This window comes from Bradyrhizobium icense (assembly GCF_001693385.1).
Classification (GTDB): Bacteria; Pseudomonadota; Alphaproteobacteria; order Rhizobiales; family Xanthobacteraceae; genus Bradyrhizobium; species Bradyrhizobium icense.
The window spans coordinates 5,045,943-5,063,856 of sequence record NZ_CP016428.1; the positions used below are offsets into that span (position 1 = coordinate 5,045,943).

Annotated in this window: 12 protein-coding genes and 4 pseudogenes; 4 read left to right on the forward strand and 12 right to left on the reverse strand. The window is 58.1% G+C overall.

What is annotated here, in order from left to right; all coding sequences use genetic code 11:
- Positions 1-686: 686 nt before the first annotated feature.
- Positions 687-1,028: a MarR family winged helix-turn-helix transcriptional regulator gene (locus tag LMTR13_RS23925; RefSeq protein ID WP_335622036.1), complete on the forward strand. Its 342-nt coding sequence runs from the start codon at positions 687-689 to the stop codon at positions 1,026-1,028.
- A 310-nt stretch (positions 1,029-1,338) separates the two neighbouring features.
- Here the strand turns inward: LMTR13_RS23925 and LMTR13_RS42660 are convergent.
- Positions 1,339-1,736 (reverse strand): annotated as a pseudogene (locus LMTR13_RS42660) (transposase); the annotation flags it as partial.
- Between LMTR13_RS42660 and LMTR13_RS42665 the strand changes: the two are divergent.
- Positions 1,732-1,884, forward strand: a pseudogene (locus LMTR13_RS42665) (transposase); the annotation flags it as partial. The pseudogenes LMTR13_RS42660 and LMTR13_RS42665 overlap by 5 nt on opposite strands.
- Positions 1,851-2,918, forward strand: coding sequence for an IS3 family transposase (locus LMTR13_RS23935; protein ID WP_236843067.1), 1,068 nt, complete (start codon positions 1,851-1,853; stop codon positions 2,916-2,918). The pseudogene LMTR13_RS42665 and the gene LMTR13_RS23935, both read left to right, overlap by 34 nt.
- Positions 2,919-2,969: 51 nt before the next feature.
- Here LMTR13_RS23935 and LMTR13_RS39550 read toward each other — a convergent pair.
- From LMTR13_RS39550 to LMTR13_RS43730, 10 genes and pseudogenes are all read right to left on the reverse strand, one after another.
- A pseudogene (locus LMTR13_RS39550) lies at positions 2,970-3,785 on the reverse strand (transposase); the annotation flags it as partial.
- A gap of 2,093 nt (positions 3,786-5,878) precedes the next feature.
- Positions 5,879-6,178: a hypothetical protein gene (locus LMTR13_RS23945; RefSeq protein WP_065729964.1), complete on the reverse strand. Its 300-nt coding sequence runs from the start codon at positions 6,176-6,178 to the stop codon at positions 5,879-5,881.
- A gap of 2,400 nt (positions 6,179-8,578) precedes the next feature.
- Positions 8,579-9,382 (reverse strand): Crp/Fnr family transcriptional regulator, encoded by an 804-nt coding sequence (locus LMTR13_RS23960; RefSeq protein WP_065729967.1) that lies wholly within the window; start codon positions 9,380-9,382, stop codon positions 8,579-8,581.
- A 597-nt stretch (positions 9,383-9,979) separates the two neighbouring features.
- A pseudogene (locus LMTR13_RS39555) lies at positions 9,980-10,262 on the reverse strand (IS66 family transposase); the annotation flags it as partial.
- A gap of 87 nt (positions 10,263-10,349) precedes the next feature.
- Positions 10,350-10,589 (reverse strand): tyrosine-type recombinase/integrase, encoded by a 240-nt coding sequence (locus tag LMTR13_RS42670; RefSeq protein WP_418219715.1) that lies wholly within the window; start codon positions 10,587-10,589, stop codon positions 10,350-10,352.
- A 4-nt stretch (positions 10,590-10,593) separates the two neighbouring features.
- Positions 10,594-11,355: a tyrosine-type recombinase/integrase gene (locus LMTR13_RS23970; RefSeq protein ID WP_236843069.1), complete on the reverse strand. Its 762-nt coding sequence runs from the start codon at positions 11,353-11,355 to the stop codon at positions 10,594-10,596.
- Positions 11,352-12,239, reverse strand: coding sequence for a tyrosine-type recombinase/integrase (locus LMTR13_RS23975; protein WP_236843070.1), 888 nt, complete (start codon positions 12,237-12,239; stop codon positions 11,352-11,354). The genes LMTR13_RS23970 and LMTR13_RS23975 overlap by 4 nt, the downstream gene beginning before the upstream one ends.
- Complete coding sequence (locus LMTR13_RS42675; protein ID WP_236843071.1) at positions 12,193-12,714, reverse strand: hypothetical protein; 522 nt, start codon at positions 12,712-12,714, stop codon at positions 12,193-12,195. Before LMTR13_RS42675 ends, LMTR13_RS23975 begins: the two co-directional genes overlap by 47 nt.
- Complete coding sequence (locus tag LMTR13_RS23980; RefSeq protein WP_249762084.1) at positions 12,711-13,538, reverse strand: site-specific integrase; 828 nt, start codon at positions 13,536-13,538, stop codon at positions 12,711-12,713. Before LMTR13_RS23980 ends, LMTR13_RS42675 begins: the two co-directional genes overlap by 4 nt.
- A 558-nt stretch (positions 13,539-14,096) precedes the next feature.
- Complete coding sequence (locus LMTR13_RS43730) at positions 14,097-14,663, reverse strand: IS66 family transposase (RefSeq protein WP_418219806.1); 567 nt, start codon at positions 14,661-14,663, stop codon at positions 14,097-14,099.
- A gap of 1,031 nt (positions 14,664-15,694) precedes the next feature.
- Between LMTR13_RS43730 and LMTR13_RS42680 the strand changes: the two genes are divergently transcribed.
- Positions 15,695-16,234, forward strand: coding sequence for a YopT-type cysteine protease domain-containing protein (locus tag LMTR13_RS42680; protein ID WP_236843072.1), 540 nt, complete (start codon positions 15,695-15,697; stop codon positions 16,232-16,234).
- Positions 16,235-16,450: 216 nt separating this feature from the next.
- Here the strand turns inward: LMTR13_RS42680 and LMTR13_RS43735 are convergent, their stop codons facing one another.
- On the reverse strand, positions 16,451-16,795 hold the full coding sequence (locus tag LMTR13_RS43735; RefSeq protein ID WP_083219168.1) for a Flp family type IVb pilin: 345 nt from the start codon (positions 16,793-16,795) through the stop codon (positions 16,451-16,453).
- Positions 16,796-17,914 lie beyond the last annotated feature (1,119 nt).

Consider the following 17,914-nt stretch of genomic DNA (forward strand, 5'->3'; position numbering starts at 1 on the left):
CGCTTCCGAGCCGCATCAGGCTGTACTGCAGGCAGATCCTTTCCTGCTTATCGCGCTTGCTGCGCTGAAACAACGCCTCAGCATAGATGCCCCATCGCGGTAGAAATACCTAGCCATGTCCCACTCCGATGCCGCTTCGCCGAATTGAGATGGGTTTGACCGCGCGATTGTCTTTGCCGACACCCAAGACAGTCGGGCTGGTGAAACAGGGTTACGCTTGACCCTGCATAGTAACGAGATATCGATACTGATCAATGCAATGTGTCCCGCGTCGGCGCTCAAATTCTCCGGTCCCGCGCTTTTTTCGACCGATTTCACCACACCGAATTGTCCATTCTTGCTTGCGGCAACCCGCCACCGCGGCGGTTTTCGATTTCAGTGACGCCAAGGTGATCCGGAGTTCGCCGAGTGCCCGAACGATCTGAGCGCGCTGTGGGTTCGCGCGGACAGCATTGTCCGTATTTTTAATCTGAGGTAGGGACACGACCCAAAGGATGAACTGCTGACATACGATGCCTCAGGATTTACGCAGCCCAGCACGAGCGGTCGACAGTAGCTCTGCTGAGAGTCAGGAGGTGGTCCGGCGATTCATGTGGGACATAAGATCGATCAATTTATGTCTGGAGGAACTTCGCCAATTCCGGGCCGATGTACTTGGCATTACTGGGCCACAGTGGATGATCTTGATGGCCTTGACGGAGTTGGACAGAGAAAACGGTGTTCCGGTCAACGTGGTGTCGAAATTTATGCACGTGGACCCTTCATTCATCACGACCCAATCAAAGCTGCTGGAGAAGAAGGGCTTCCTGCGGCGTAGGCCCTCCACAAGCGACGCCCGGGTCGTCCAGATGTCACTGACGGACAAGACTTACAAGCATCTCGCTAGCGTCGCTGCACAACAGGAAGCACTCGATGATTTTGTTTTTGGTGATTTCGGTCTTCACGAACTGAGTGAGTTAGCTAATAGGCTCACTGCACTCAGGCATCGTCTAGAGAAAGCTCGCTTGAAAGTCGCTCTGGAGTCCTGAGGACCAAAACGCATAATCCTCATGGCGCGCTGTCTTGATCATATCTGAACGAATTCCAACCTTCAATGTTCCTTAAAGCAGCACGGGCAAAGTCCGAAGGATAGCGATCCCGCTGTGTTGCGGGCGAAAGTGGCGTCTTCTCGGGCACAAGGAGCCACGCTCACATTGCAGAATCCCTGTTACACCGATCTCATGCTGCATCGCTTGTGAACGCTTGCGTCGGATTGTGTTGAAGAAGTCCGCGAACTGGCGATTTTGGATCGGACAATGCGACCGGCGCACGGGGTGCTTGACTGCGCCTAAGCGGGTGGAGCGCGGGGATGGGGACCAACTTTGCGAGCTTCCGGAGGTTCTGGGCGGTGGCAGCAAAGAGGTACTCGTCTCGAGCGCCCAACGGGCCTCTTAACCTGAGACAGTCGAGGCGCAGGATGCGCTTGAGGTGCGCAAAGAGCATCTCGATCTTCTTCCGTTCGCGCCGGGACGTGACATAGGCATCAGTCTTGGCGATTTAGCGCGCAAGGTCCCGACGTTTTTGTGGATTGAACGTGAGACCTTGCGGGCGGGCATCTTTGGACAGCAACTATGCTTAAGCTCGCAGGCGTCGCAATCATGTTTGACGGCACGATAGAGCAGTGCTGCCTGACCTGCCACTGAGTATTTCCTCCAGAAGGAGTTAGAGTCCGGCCCGAAGAAGGACGGACAGATGAAGCGAGCAAGGTTCACGGAAGAGCAGATTATCGCGGTATTGAAGGAGCATGAGGCTGGGGCGAAGACAGCTGACCTGGCTCGCAAGCATGGGATCTCCGAAGCAACGATCTACAATTGGAAGGCCAAATTCGGCGGCATGGACGTTTCCGAGGCGAAACGGCTGAGGGCCTTGGAAGAGGAGAACGCGAAGCTGAAGAAGCTTCTGGCCGAGCAGATGCTCGACGCGGCCGCCCTTCGCGAGCTGCTTTCAAAAAAATGGTAGGGCCCGCCGCCAAGCGCGCTGCGGTCGCGCATCTGCAGGCCGTCATGAGCCTGTCGGAACGGCGGGCCTGCTCGATCGTGGGCGCGGATCGGAAGTTGATCCGTTATCGCTCCAGCCGCCCTGCGGACGCGGCTCTGCGCGGCCGGTTGCGCGATCTCGCCAACGAGCGGCGGCGGTTCGGCTACCGCCGGCTATTCGTCCTGCTGCGACGGGAGGGAGAGCCCTCGGGGATCAATCGGATCTACCGGATTTATCGCGAGGAAGGGCTCACCGTCCGCAAGCGGCGGGCTCGGCGCAAAGCTGTGGGGACCCGTGCCCCGATCCTGATCGAGGCGAGGCCCAACGCGCGCTGGTCGCTGGACTTCGTCCACGACCAGTTCGCCAACGGCCGGCGCTTCCGCATTCTCAACATCGTCGACGACGTCACTAAGGAATGCCTGGGCGCCATTCCGGAGACGTCGATCTCAGGACGGCGCGTCGCCCGCGAACTGACGGCAATCGTCGAGCGACGCGGCAAGCCAGAAATGATCGTGTCCGACCATGGCACCGAGTTCACCTGCAACGCCATGCTCGCCTGGAGCAAGGAGACGGTCATCGATTGGCACTTTATCGCGCCGGGAAAGCCGATGCAGAACGGCTTCATCGAGAGTTTTAATGGCCGGATGCGCGATGAACTGCTCAACGAGACCCTGTTCTTCGATCTGGATGACGCCCGCGCCAAGATCGCCAACTGGGTCGCCGACTACAATATCCGGCGGCCTCACTCGTCGCTGAAATACCTGACCCCCGCGGTCTATGCCGCCCACCTCACCGCAACGGACGATCGGCTGCGCAACCCCGACCAGCTCCGCCGATCGTCCGTTGCTCCACCCGCGCCACTTGGCGTACAAAACCCCGAGACTCTAACCGCTGCTGGATGAAAATTCAGTGGCAGGTCATGCCCCATCATTCACCAGGGTCCTCGTGGAGGTCAGCACCTTGCCAGCCGGGCTGATGTAAACGTCGTTTTGTTGATCGTAGGCGAAGTCTTCCCGCGAGAACGTCCCATCGGCCTGGCCGACTTGTCGAACACGGGAATGTCCGGCTCGATTGCGCGCGCGTTGACCAACCAGCCCAGCATCTCGGCTGACCCGTAGGCACTGTCTGCGGCCAGGCGCTCGGGACATTGCGCGGCCGGATCCGACTTCGAGATGAACTTCGGTACCGTTTCGCTCGCCGCGCCCCAGGCAGCCTCATCCAGAGTGTCGAGATACTCCCGGACGGATCGACGCATCCCGGCAATGGTCTTCCAGTCAACCTCATCAGAACCAGCAGCAGAAGGCTGCTTGTTGGCATCAGCGGCAATCAGGCTGGCATCGACCGCAAAAGCCGCCCCGTCGACCAACCCTTCTGCCATGCAGCGGCGGACCACGGCTCGAACAGTTTGCGCAGCAAATCGCAATCACGGAAGCGGCCATGCCTATTTTTGGGGGAAATCGAGTGGTCCGGCACCTCGCCGCCCAGCCCGAGCCGACAGAACCAGCGGTAGGCAACATTCAGGTATACCTCCTCGCACAACCGCCGTTCGGAACGAGTGCCGTAGCAGTAGCCAACCAGCGGCATCCGGACGAGCAGTTCGGGATCAATCGAAAGCCAGTTGAGCTGTAAAATGGCGCCAAGTGGCTCCGAACTCGGACAAATCGACGACCCCGGTCGATCGCCCACAGCAAGTGAGCGGCCGGGACATGTCGTTCAAGTGAGAAATCGTAGAACAGCGCCTCCTGATCGACCTGCCGCGGACCCATCATCAATTCAAGTCTCCCGCCCACACAGACAGAATGAGTCAGCGATCTCCTTCGGCTTCAACTGTCGCGTTTTTCAACACAATCGTCGCAAAGAAGACAGTCGACAGAGGGCTGAGCTGACCAATTTAGGCTGCTCTTTTCTTTGAGCCATTTCACAAAACTGTGTGCCCGAGCGGTGTAGCTGAAGCGGGGGCGGTTTGATCGAAGGTAGATCAGGTGATGCCGGCACACCAGGAATTGTCGCCGTTGGAAAAGCAAGCTGCGGACGCTCTTCGTCGCGCAAGACGGCAGCCCATTGGACCGAGTCGAAACGATCTACGCCAGCTCGCAAGGGGGCTTCTTTGGCTGCATCGAAACGGTATGGAAGCTCTGGAGCAGGAGCGCTCCAAAACGGAATGTGGACCGAGATGAGATGAGTTGCTGGAGTCTGCGCTGACGGTTACTCGATGGCTAGGAATGGCGTCGGCTCTGGTCAGGCTCGAACACGGAGGCGCCTTCGGCGCCCTTCTCTTCGCGACGATCCATTCCAGCAAATCGTCGAGCCGGTTTGACGACGAAAAAAGCACGGCGATGCCTTGGCGGAGCAAGTAAAGGCAAACTCGCGTCGCCGACGCCCGCCCCGCCCTGAACGTGCTGTACAAAGGGCAAAAGAACTCGAAGACATGGCCTTGCAATTACAGCAAGGCTGAGGGCGCAATTCTTTGATGAGAAGAGCTCAAATCATTGCTGACGCGAACCACCTCGCTAAGATCATCCCAGTCGGTAGCGCTTAGATAGATTAAACTTTTGCGACATCATTCAGCGCAAATCAAAAACGGCGCCACCAATGATAACAACGACGACAATGGCAAGGGCCGCTAGAAGCCACGGCATGTCTCGACGTTCGCAAGGCGTCACAGCGACCGACCTAGACACGGTGATCCGAGATCTCCTGGCGGGGCAACACTCATCGAGCTCGTCGTCTCGAAGCATCCGGGACCGATCCGCGTGGTCGCTTTCAACACCGCAGAATGCTGATCGGAAGAGGTTGCAGAGGATGTGGCCCACAAGCTGCGCCGACGCTGCGATTTGCAGCTACCGTCTTCGCTCTGTGACTTCGTGGAACGCCATGACAGGTTGATAAGCGCCAATTGGCGTTGCGATTGGCCTGAAAGCATTCGCGTTTCGACGCCAGTGCAGACCCGGTCGCCTGCCATCAAAACCTGACGGCACTTTCCCCGGTTCCATTGATTGTCTATGGTGGCTTGGGGCCCTAGACGGGTGCGTAGATGACAGGAAATGGTCAATTGGCGGAGACACCACGGGACCGCTTTCTAGAAGCGGCCAAGATTGAACTCGCGGCCTTCGAGCATCGCGAGCGCGAGTTTCTCAAACGGGATCGCGACGAGCGGAAAAGACAGCTATTGCGCAGCATGCCAAAGAGCGAGAAGCGTCAATAGCACGGCCGCAATCAATCCGTCAGAGACAAGCGCTAAATTCTACCAACCACCCCGTGATGGCACATCAAGAGGTAACTTTAGGCCGTCCTTCAGCGGGCCTTTTTGTTGGACTTCGATTTTTTTGTTGGACTTCGATTAATGACCTGCCTAAGCAGATCGACTCCTAGGTAAGCTTGACCTGGAGGCTGCGGCCCGTCTTGATCGCGGACCTCAATTGCCGTCCGAGTCCTTTGGGGCTGTCGCTCGGGCTGGCGCGGCTTCTTGTATCTGCACATCGAACCAGCCTAGGTCCCTTAGCTCGCGTGCTTTCTTTTCGGCTCCGTCCCGACTATCTCGCTTCAATACAATGCGGCTTGCACCGTCGCGGGCAAAGATCAAATAGGCCATTCTTCAGTTCATATTTGGTCTGAGTCCGAGCGAAAAGAGGTCGCAGGCATTTTCGCGCTGCGACCTTCGGGGTTAAACAATCCGTTATAAAAACGCTCGATCCGCCTGCCCGACATTTGGATACTGATCTCCGCAATAAGGACTGTGGAGTCATATTTGCTGTTCCTAATGAGGAACAGAACGGCTGTTGCAGCACTGAGACACGATTAATGCAGAGCCCATTTACCGTGGGGCTTATTTAACAAGGTGGCGTTCGGGAATGGTCATCGATCAGATGACACTTAACAGGATCATTCCGGCAACCGTACCGATGCGTGCGAGGCCGGCCCAATGGCGCTCGCCCTCGTAACGTGCGGCCGATCGCCAGACGCCGACCGTTGCGAGGATATTGTAGGGTACTGTAAGTGCGTAACCGACGACAAAGGCCGCTACAATACGATCGCCCATGATCAGTGCCAGAAAGAAAATTGACGTGAGCACGTTGACCGCAATTCCGCCGGCCACCGCCCAGTTCCAGAACGCCTGCCGCAGCGGCAGGTCCCCTTTCCAAAGGCGACGCAGGGCGTTCATGTGGACCAATCCGGTATGGGACGGCAATACCTCGAAGGAGGCTGACGAAGACTCAGTAGATCAAACGCCGGATGTCAGCCTCGCGCTACCAATGCAAATTGGAATATTGCCCGACTATTGGCTTCCCATTTCCACGCGTCCGAAGATTGTGACCTCCAGGTCGGCGCAATCAATAAGTATGGCATTCGCCCTTGTGGATTTCCGTGTCGGAAGACGTCGGTCGGCCTGGTTCAACGTTTAAGGAGACGAAGCGGTTTATCCCACGCATTGGCGATCTGGCGCACAAAAAAGTCCACGAACCGCACGGCAGCCTAAACGATCCCAGTAATTATACGGATCTATTAGAACGTGGACATTTGGTTCGGAGGTCAGGCCAAGAAGGCACGGCACCGTCGCAGAGTCCCCTTTAGGGTATTTCGCAGGTTGCGGCGCGCGACCCAGCATCATCTCGCCAACCTGGAAGTGGGTTGTCCGACTCACCAGAAAGTTGTTTAATTCGACTACGCCCGCGACGGGCGGACGAGCCGTGTGCCTGTGCATTGCTAGTAACCAGTTATTGCGTGCTCCCCTATTTCGACAGCAAGAGTGATAGAGCCCGGTCAGCGGCAGGGCAAAGTCTGATTAGCCTTGCTCACTCGCAGAGCGCCGGGATGAGACACACACGTCCCAAAGAGTGGACACCGCAAGAGCTGGACCGGCTGCGGCGCATGGCCAAGCAGCGGTACAGCGCGGATGCTGTTTCAAAGAGACTGGGCCGTCCGATCGCATCGATAAGGACAAAAGCCCGGGCATTAGGTTTAATTTTATTTAAGAAGATTCCCCGAAGCACGCAACTATGAGCAATCATTGAGCACTGCAACACACCGTGAGCGACAGTTTATGCAGCACCTTCGCGGTCGCGGCTGGGTGAAGGCGTTTCTTTTGCCATCGAGCGAGAAACTCAATCAGAACCTGCTCGGCAAAGGTTGGATCGAGCAGCATAGGAACGAGAGCGATGTAGCATATAGAATTACGGAAAAGGGCCTAGACGCGAAACAGGCTCCAGTTCGGCTTTTGTAGCCTTGTTTCACCGCCGCTTCCGCTGGGATAGCTGTGTTTGTTGGTCCCCGCACGTGCCCTTCCACATCCTGGACCTCGTCGAATATTTCTCTTCCGTGCGAACCTCGAAAAGAGCGGCGGGCCGACGATTTGCCGGGATCGTTATCGTGCGCACGTTGAACCGGTTCGTTTTGAGCAACGACGCGAAAACCCGGCCGCCAAATAAGCAGCCGGGCGAACGCAAATATAGATTTCATGGAAGCCGCGATTATGCAACGCTCTAAGGCGCTTCTATCCGGCCAATACGGAATTAGACAGGCGGTGCTCAGGCGTGCCCGGCGTCTCGCGCCAGCATCGGTTCCCGCCGCACCACCAATCGCAAAGTAGTTTGGCATACCGGGCATTCAAACGACCGCATGTCATATTCTTTGGTGATAAGTGCAGTGGCTGTGAGCCTTCTCTCCACGTTGCAGGCGGAGCATATCGGTAACCTCGTCATGGCGCTCTCCATTCGCTTTGAGCGAGGCACGCGATCGTATCTTCGTCCGGCAGCGCTGCGGTTAATTTTGTGAACGTAGTAACACCGTCTCCGGCAAGGGCCGTGAGTGTTTGCCGGTTGTGCTGCCCAGCGCTTCCAGACTCCATGTACCAAGCACATAGCCTCAACAGCCGACGGTGGGCTGTTCGGGTACAGCGCTTGTGTAGCGCGATAGGCAAACGCGTTCCTGACGAGCGCAAAGGAACTGCGCCTCTCGGCGAGTAGCGCGGTCGATGGCGCTCGCGATCGAATTTGGTAACGAAAGCTCCGGCGACCAATTAATCAGTCAGAGACCGCCGCTCGCCGGTAGACAACACGGCGCAGGTCGCGGATAGCCAAAGGTCATCAAAGACCGCTGTTGTCAAAACAGCGCTCGCGCTGGTGCCAGGTTTTCTAGGCCGGGATGCGCCTCAGGATATCGGCTGGGCGCCGTTGCTGGGCAGCAGCAACGTCAATCACGGGCTGCTGCTCCTGCTGCACAGTCACGAGCATCAGGGATGTTCGTTACTGGGACCGTCGCGAAGCAGTCGTGAGACCGGGGGACCTTCTCCGCATCGCCCACGTTGATTTCCCAACAGCCGTGAGGCCTTGCGCCAACTGGATGCCGATCCGCTATCCGCGCGCCCGCCGACCCCAGCGGACGTGGGAGCTCATACCAATTACACCTAATTGCGCTAGGCCATTTTCGACAGTATCGTTCCCGGACGCATATGTCTGCGCAGGTCAATGCGAGACGGGCAGACAACACTGCCGTCGGCAGCTCGTCTGCAAGATGCACTGAACGCCTGGGCGATTTGCTAACCGCCCGCTCTTTTGTGAGGGACTCAGACAAGGGCATAAGCGCTTGAAAGAAGCTTGTAACAACCACATGCCTTTTGCTCGAGACCCTTGCGTTCATGGATCTGCAAGACGCCTCGCATCTTGCGAATTAACCTTTGTTCTTCGAATCGGATTAGCGTCTCGGTTACGCCAGCGCGGCGCAACCCCAACGCGAACGAAAGGTAGTCATGGGTGACTGGAAGCACGTGAGAGCCCAGAGCATCACTCGCCAAACAGAGCCAGCTCGCGAGACGCTGTTCACGATCGTGCCGAACCCCGCACAATCCCGTCTGAGCGCAATGCAAGGTCAGCGCTTGAACGTACCGAAAAAGATGTTCTCGGATTTCAGGACGCTCCTTCGTCACCCGACGCAAATCCTCGACACAGATCCTGTGCGCAGTTCCGGGAAAGAGCACAACAGATTGGTGCGTCGAAAGATGCCCTACCACTAAGAGCGAAGCGCCGACCGCACCCCAATGTCCTATCACCGCCGTTTCAATGATGCTTTCCGCCGCGACAATTCTCAGCGAGACGAGGCCCGACTCGATAAAATAGACGTAATCAAGATGCCTTTTCGGCTCCTGCAGGATCATGCGTTCTCTCAGCACGATCGGCTCAAGGAACTCCCCTATTGCCGCGAGGTCTTGCAGAGAAAGACTGGCGAGAATCGCATTTTTGACAAAGGAGCGCGTAGGAGCACGCACCTTAACAGGCCGGTCAAGCGTCGGCTGTGTGCCGGACACCTGCGTGAGAGCTGCATCTCTGGAGCCGTCAAGCGCTTCGAGGACGGCGGGCACGTGGTCGGTCATAGTGCGGCCCCCTCTCCTGACATGCGGCAGTCACCCCCGCTGACCGTAACGAAAAATTGATTGGGACTGTAACAACACTTTCATCCTGATTAATGCAATGAGCCTCGTGTTAACGCTCAAATCCCGCGCTCCAGCGCCCTTTCCCGATGGATTTCAACACCTCCCCTGACCGTGCTCGTAGGGTGCGCGCAGGCACTCGCCTTGGAGTCGTCAGCGTCACCTCGTTGCCTTTTCGCGCATGCCGTCAGATAAGCGCGCCAGCCGTTTCAGCCTGGTGCGGGCTGCGTGAGGCGATGACAGCGCCATTGCGGCAAGCGCCCTCCGCAGAGAAAGTTTCGGACGTAACACGAGATGTTTGATCATGTGCCGTTTGTCGCGAAGTTCGTTTTCGCCACACGACATTGATTCTGATGTTTCGCGACAATCAAACAATGCTTACTCAACAACTCATTCCATGAAGGAATGCTATTCTCTCGTCGCGAGCCCGATGGGCGGCAACTGGCCTATCCCCCCGTGTCGCGACGCATCGAGACGATCCGTTCACCCCTCGTCGAACTGCTCCTCAAGTGCGGTGGCGGCCAGGCGGCCTCAGCGCGCCAACGCGAGCGTTGCCCGGAGCCACCGCTCGACGGATCCCACCAGCGGTTGACTTTTCTGTTGCCGAAGGAGACGGCGCTCCTCGGCGCTACAGCCACGGATGTCCTTCTCGATGGCATAGAACTCTGCGATATGCTTGAGCGCCTCGCCCGCAATGGGCGCAGGACCAGGGGCGGCAAGTTCGGAGAAGTTACGCCGCATGCCGATCAGCAGAATGCAAGCTGAACGTCGTCACGTCGGCCAACTTGCCATAGCCGGCGTAGCCATCGACCTGCAGGATCCCCTTTAATCGCGAGGTGGCGGTAATGTGAAGGAACGCCGCCGGATGCGGGATTGATACCGTTTTTGATTGACGTTCCTTCGCATTATTTCAGAGCGTGTCGAGCCAGGCGAGCAGGCTCGTCTCCCGCTTCCATGACGGGGGATGTCGTGCCGTTTCCGGAGGGCTGACCCGTTCCAGTGCCTTGCGTTTCGTATCGAGATTGGCCCTGGCGTAGTGATTGGTGGTGTCGAGGCTCACATGACCAAGCCAACTACGGATGACGGTAACGTCGACGCCTGCCGAGATGAGGTGTACGGCGGTGGCGTGTCGGAAGCTGTGCGGCGTCACATGTTTAATCCGCAACGTTGGCGTGGTTTCGGCCGCCGCCTTCACATAGGCCGCAAGCCTTGAACCGAACGCCGGATGCGCTGAGCGGCTTGCCATAGCGGTTGACGAACAGCCGCTGGTCCAATGCACGCGGCTGTCGCTCCAGCAGCTTTTTCAGTAACAGCACAGTTTCTGGCCAGAGTGGGCAGATGCGTTCCTTGCGGCCCTTGCCGGTCAGACGAACGCAACTTGGGCTATCGAACCGGACCGCCCTGGGACACAGATCGAGAGCCTCCTGTATCCGTGCCCCACTGTTGTAGAGGAACGAGAGCAGTGCGTGATCGCGCATGCCTTCGAGTGTGGAGCGGTTTGGCTGGGCGAGGATCGCTGCTACCTCAGCTGGGTCCAGATAACAGGGTTCCGACACCGGCGCCCGCTTGACTGGGATATGAAGGATTTCCACGCACTGAGCGATCGATGCGGGATCCTTGGTTGCGACGAAGTTGAAGAAGCTGCGGATCGCGGCAAGCCTGCAGTTGCGCGTGCCGATCGTACCGCCGCGGTCGTGCTCGGCGTGACCGAGGAAGGCAGCCACCCCGTCGGCAGTCAGATCGGCCAGCGTGATCACCGCCACCTTCTTTTCCGCGCGTTGTGCGGCGAACCGCAGGAACAGCCGCCAGGTGTCACGATAGGATCGGACCGTGTGGATGGATGCGTTGCGTTGTTCGACGAGCCATTCGTAGAAGAACGCACGCATCAGATCCGGGAACGCATTCGCCTTGCTCATGGCCGCACCTCCTGCCTCAGATCGAGGCATGGGACGCCCAGCGCCCGGAACCGCTCGTTGGCGTGATGAAGCAGGTCCTGTGTAACGGTGATGTAGGTAAGGGTGGAATGGATATCCTTATGGCCAAGATATGTCGCGAGGAACGGCAGCCGATCTTGCAGATTGATGCCCGAGCGGTACCATTCGAGGATACGGTGCACGACCATCGAGTGCCGCAGGTCATGAAGACGGGGACCCGTTCGCCCTTCTGGCGGCTTTAGCCCTGCTCGACGGATCACGTCGACGAGCAACAAGGCAATGACCTGCTTTGTGTAGCGGGCGTTGCGCCCCTCATGCCAGAACAGGGCGGAGTGCGGGTCCTGCGGTGCACCGGCCTGCCGCCGCGCATCGAGATAAGCCCGAAGCTCGGCGATCACGCTGACGGGCAACGGCAGGATCCTCGTCTTATAGAACTTGGTCTGCCGGATTGTGATCGTACCGCCGCGGAAGTCGACGTCGCCGAGATCGAGACGCGCAAGTTCGCCACGCCGAAGACCCGCGCAATAGGCCAGCAGAAGCATGGCATGAATGCTCGGCGCACGCAGCGGGGCCCGTTGCGAAGGATAGGAACGGGCAATATCGAGCATCTGCCGTATGTCGGTCGGTGTATAGATATAAGGCTTGCGCCACTGCTTCGCTAATTCCGTCTGCGGTCGCGGGTCCGGGCGGCGCGGCGGGAGTGACGGATTCTTGTGACGCAAGACCCTCGCAAGGATCCGCTTCAGTCTCTCACATTCCGCAGCGTGATTGAGGGTCGGCTTTGCCTTTCTCCAATGCTCCAGCATCACCTCAATCGATTCATCCTGCAGCGCAGGGTTCAACTGCAGGAAGCGGTCGAACCGCAAGAACCACACGGGCTGCGAGGTGTATTTGTATCCTCTGTTGCGCAATCAGCGCGACGTGCTCGGCCATGATCGCGCCCAGCGTGCTGCCGAACGGCTTGGGCTGGCGGAGGTCGACCAAGGCCTGTTCGGGGTCATGCGTCGCCAGTGCGCGCCAGACCGGCCGACATCGCTTGATATTGCATGCCTCGCACAAGGCGGTGACGGGATTGCGCTCGATCGCTCCGGTTTTCACAAGATGATCGAGGAACCGATCGATGATGCGGGTTCGGTTCAGCAGTGTCGTCGCCATCCAATGGTCGGACAATGCCTGCAGCCATGCAATCAGAACATCCTTGCCGAGTTCGGCATGGCATTCAGCGGCGTCCTGGAAGCTGCTCAGCACCTGCTTGTAATAGGCGCAGCTTGCACGGCGCAGGCCAAGGCTCGCCAGATAGCGCACGATCAACCGCCGTTCGGGATCAGGCCATGTTGTCATGACAGCACCTCCGCTTCCGGCACGTCGAGCGCGATGGCCCTGAGGTCCTCGGTGGCAAGCTTGAGATAGGGCACCGTCGACTCCGCGGACCGGTGCCCGAGCAAATCGCCGATGACCTTCTGTGGAACCGATGCGCGCAGCATCTCGACCGCGCGTGCATGTCGGAAGACATGGGCGCCGCTCTTGCCCCGTGGCTTGACACCGGCGTGGCGCAGCCGGCTTCGTACCACGCTGTCCAACATCCTGAGCTTGCGATAGGGCGCACGCGCGCGGATGAAGATTTCCCGAGCGTCGTTCGCCGGCCGCCCCGCACGTAAATAAGCAAGCACCGCTTCGCCAACCGGCTCCATCAGGGGTAGGAAGGAACAGGCCTTGGTCTTGGTGTGCCGGATGCGGATTGATTCCGCCCGCCAGTTGATGTCCTCAAGCCGCAGGTTGCAGAGTTCGCTCGACCTCAGGCCATAGGTCGCGAGCAGTTGCAGGATCGCATGGTCCCTCAACCCCCTCGGTGTCCTGTCCTTTCTCACAGCCTTCAGGACGGCGGCAACCTCGTCTCGCTCCAGGATCGAGGGTACCCCCTCATAGGCGTAGATCAGCGGACCGATGACATGCGGCGACAGGTCGATCGCGGTGCGGCCGATCCGGTGTAGATGCCGCAACAAAGAACGCAAGCGGTTTGCGACGGCGCTCAACGATTTGCGCGTCAACTTCGGTGCGCGCATATCCATATAGCGATCGATGTCGTCCACCCCCAGGCTCGTCAGGCTATTGTCACCGTTCCGCTCGAACTGCCAGGTCAGGAAGTGCCGGGCCTCCCAGATCAAATCCTTGATGCTGGCGGGGCGAGGCCTCGCGCCTCATGAAGCCAGATCTCGTATTCGTCGCAGATCGCAAATCGCGCCGCCTCGGCGGCGCAGGCTGCTTTTGGAGGAGGCGGCCACTGGCCCTGCGCAAGCCGCAGCACCGCATGGATTCCGGCGCGCGGGATCGGGTGCTGGTATTGCCCTGATTGACCATGGTGTTTGCGGACCGTCTCACTCGCATGGCCTATGTATGTCGATACCAGCGCCTCGGTCACGTCCTCAACCTGGATCTCCCGCCGTTCGAGATAATCGAGGAATCTGCGCGCGCACCTGCAGTAGTTACTGATCGCCCTTGAGTGATAGCGCTAGCCGGCCAGTACGGCCTTGAGCTCGGCGATCAGTTCTTCATTGGATTTCAGCATCATCGACTCCTCTGCTGGTCAAATGACCGCAGAGGTCGCAGAGAAATGAAATAATGCGGAGCAAAGCCGGTACCGAATCAGCAGAATTCCTCGATATCCTCGTGTCGAACCGGCGTTCCTTCACATTACCGCCACCTCGCGATTAGCCGGCTAATGCTCACCTCTCCATTAGCCCTTGAAGCCCGGTAGATGGGCGATTGGTCGGTCGGCTTTGCGATCGGGGGCATAGACACAGACGACGCCGGGCGGATCGGCGCCGCCCCGTGGGCCGGTCGTCCGCCGCATAAGCCCAGAGCTGACCGGTCTTGGTGCGCCCTCGGCCGGGATCGAGCACCCGGGATCGTCGTCTCGTCGGCGAAAAATTTAGCCGTTGCCTGAGCTTGCCAAGGAGGCGCTCATGCAACGGACGTAGGCGGAAGGCTGCCTGCCCCGCCCAGTCTGCCAGCGTCGAACGATCGAGCTGAATGCCTGGCGGCCGTAATTTCTTGAAGATCTGACGCAGCCGTTCGCTCGCACCGCTCGGCAAGCAGCATCGCTTTTCAGAGTCTCGGATCGTCAGGCAGGGCGTCGCTCCCACCCGATTCAGAGCATATTCGCCGCCATCTGGCGACGCGTTCGATGCTCCTGATTCACTTCGGCGCAGCGAAGCCACCAAAGAAACGAAATGGACAAGCGATTTTTTGTAGGAAAGAAAAACTCGTCGACACGTGGCCCGCAAGTCCATTCTTTTGTTCGACCGCACCGCCGGCAATCTTCCGTCCCACCACCCATCTCGCCGGCCGCCGCGCGCAGGGCGGTCAAGGCTGGCCGAATTTTTGCACCACCGAAAGGCTTGGCCTTGGCCGGGCCCGAGCACGGCGGCATCCTGGATCGGGGCCAGTAAAGACACAATGGTTCACCGGGCCAGTGTCCGATCGGACAACTGGCGCTAGTCGCGGCACTGATCCGTCTGCTCAAAATCTCGCCGCTACCAAGTGCATCAGTCATGCGAAGTCTGGCGAACGGGTTTCAGCTTGCACTTCAGGTGCTTGCCTTACCGAAAATCGAAAGGATGCGAATGGTTCAGGGGAATCTATATCCGACTACACCGCCTTGACCGGGGCTGATTTCCGAGGTTCGCACACACGCCGTCACGAGCGCGAGGGAGGTGAAGCCCGAGGTGCCCGGATGGAGATGCATTACTCGTCCGGGATCGGGAGAGAAGGCGGAGAACGATGAAGCAGCGTCGGCCAGCATGATCAAATTGAACGGAAGCGAGATTGAAGTACGACCATCTTTGGTGAAGCGAACGCCACCATCAACTCGTCGTCGGGCCGATGCCCTTCCTCATGCTCTCTAAGCTGGGTAACACCTGCCCGTCAGCTCGCCGTCAGCTTGCCTGAGTATTAATCGCAGCAGGGCCTAAGCAACCCGAACTCACTGCGACGCAACCTACGCCGAAGGGAAACGCGAATCGCCATGTATAATCGAATCAGTGGCTCATCCACACGCGCTAGCCAAGGTGACGAACTGAGTCAGTCGGTCGACAGCGACAGTTTTACGGAAACACTTGCGGATCTCGCGCTGCGGAGGAACCTGCCACCTGGAGAGTTGCCCGACAAAATGGGGCACTGCTGCAGCAAGCCACATACCTCGGATGCAAATTTCTACAGTTCAGACGCCTCCAATCCCAGTACATCCTCTTCGTCCTCGGACCCCAGTACATCCTCTCCAGCGAGGCCGAGCACCTCCCTGTTCCAATACAGGACGGCCGAATTGCCTCAGGCGAATGTAGACGGCATCTGCGTTGGGTTAACTGCGGAGTGGCTCGGCAATCTCAGCAACAGCCCGTCAACCCGAATGAATGCGCTACTGCCCGGATCGGAAAGTCACGCCTCAGCGGCTGGGCGGCAGCGGCAGTATGAGGGTCTCAAGCGTCTGTTGCGAAGGGAGGGAGCAGGAGCTTCTCAGGCCGACCTTCAGGCACAAAACACTATGCTGCAGGAAGCAGGCTTGGCACCGTCCGGAAGAGAGAAGAAATACAGTTTCGGCGAGCCTTCGAGCTTCTCGCGCATGCTGGACAAAATCACCGAAGACGGGTCGAACTATTTGCTCAGCTTGTACTTCGCCGGAGGTGACGCACACACAATTGCGACGACGGCGTCGAATGGAATGACCACGCTCTTCGATCCTAACTATGGAGAATTTACTGTTCAATCAGACCAGATGGCTGGATTGTTCCAAAGCCTCGCCAATCGTTACAGGAACCCCAACGGACAGCATTTGTCGACGGTCACCACACAAAAAATGTACTGAGTGGGGCCTGCAGGCCGCCGGCGATTGGCGTCTTCTGTGAAGGCGAGATGCGTCCTCGACCCGATACTTTATCAAGCGGCAAGCAAACCATGCTATCCAAAATACGAGCTTCAGCCCCTTGCGAGTCTGACCTCTTCCGCCCGAGGCGCGAAAGCGGCAACCGCCGCACCGGAATCGAATTCCTGGAACAGCCTCGTGCCGCCTAGAACGCGACATTTATTCCCCGCGTCCAGCACACTTGCCGGTTGCGGAAGGCGGAAACCGCGGGCGTCGGGTGAGAGGCGGCGCTGGCTGCGAGCTTGGGCGATGCAATTGGGATAGCCGGTACGGGCGATTATCATTGTCGTGCGCGGGCGACCTCGTGGCGAAGATCGGCGCGTCGGCGGATTGAATCGAACTTCGTACTGAGCTTAGTGCCCTACCCCGTTCACGGCTTGCAGCGATAGCATGCGAGATATCCGCCATCATCAACCCGTATTCTATGGCGGTAGCTCCAGACTGATCGCGTAAAAAGCGAATAACTAGCGTTTCATAGTGCACTCCTTCCATCAAGACGACCATGATCCTAGGAAATGTAGGAGAGTGAGCATTTCTATGGTTCCGTAATGAAACATGAAGGCCGAGATCTCACAACTCGCCGGTAACAAGGGGCTCGTCCGTTGAAGCTTGTTCGCGTGGCCGTATTGGCACTGGCGACTTCACGAGTGCTGCTACACGCGCCCCATCGGTCCAGGCGGTTGAAATCCATCGAAAAAAGGCGCCAGAACGCAGAATCTAACCGAAAATGCGCTGCTCATTGCATTAATCAAGATCTAGATATCCGTTAAAATCGGCCATCTGCGCGAAGCACTCCGATGGAGCGAGCCGCTTCGCCAAGAAGGCACATCAGACTTGGCATCGCTGCACCTCACCTGCGGGCATGGTGAAGCGGTGAAGACAATGTAAGGAGGCTATCGACGTAATGCCGACTGGAGGCGAACATGCGCAAAGCTTCCATTTTGGCTCGATTGAGAGCATATGATCTGTGGTGGCTCGAGATCGGCGCGCGAGGCTTGCATCCATCGATGCTACCTTGGTGGCATGGATGCCACTGTCGGTCCTGATCTTCCGGTCATCCCAACACACATCTGAAACATTCGTGATGAAGCCGCGAGTCAGTGTGTGGCTTCGCCGAAAGACGACACTGTTGATAAGTTTTCGAGGGTTAGTTCCACACTGTGTCGGCATCCATGAGGACTTCGATTGATGATAGCTTAAGTGAGATCAGATCAGTGCGGAACGAAATTTGGCGCTGTCGTAAGTTGCTTCAAAGCGAGTTGCCTGATGAGCAGCGAAAAATCATCGAGCAACGCCTGGTTGAACAGTGTTCTGCCTTCGAACGGCTCTTAGCGACCACATTTCCTTTCGCGTTGAGGCTCAAGTCAACTTCAGTGCCTGTGCCGCTCAACACGTAACTAAGTCTAACCGCCATGAGCCCCTCACCTCCTTATCCTTCTCACCTGCGGTCCAGCCTAGACTGAGTTGATCAGTGGAGGTGAAACGGTGGCAAACGCGATGCATGATACTAGGCAGGAAGTTGATTCCTATCGTCGCATCGAGGTGATCGCCCGGGGGCGCGGGCAGCAACGCGGCAACGATGGATAGGCGAGAGAAGGCCCGGATCGTGGAGCAGCGTTTTGA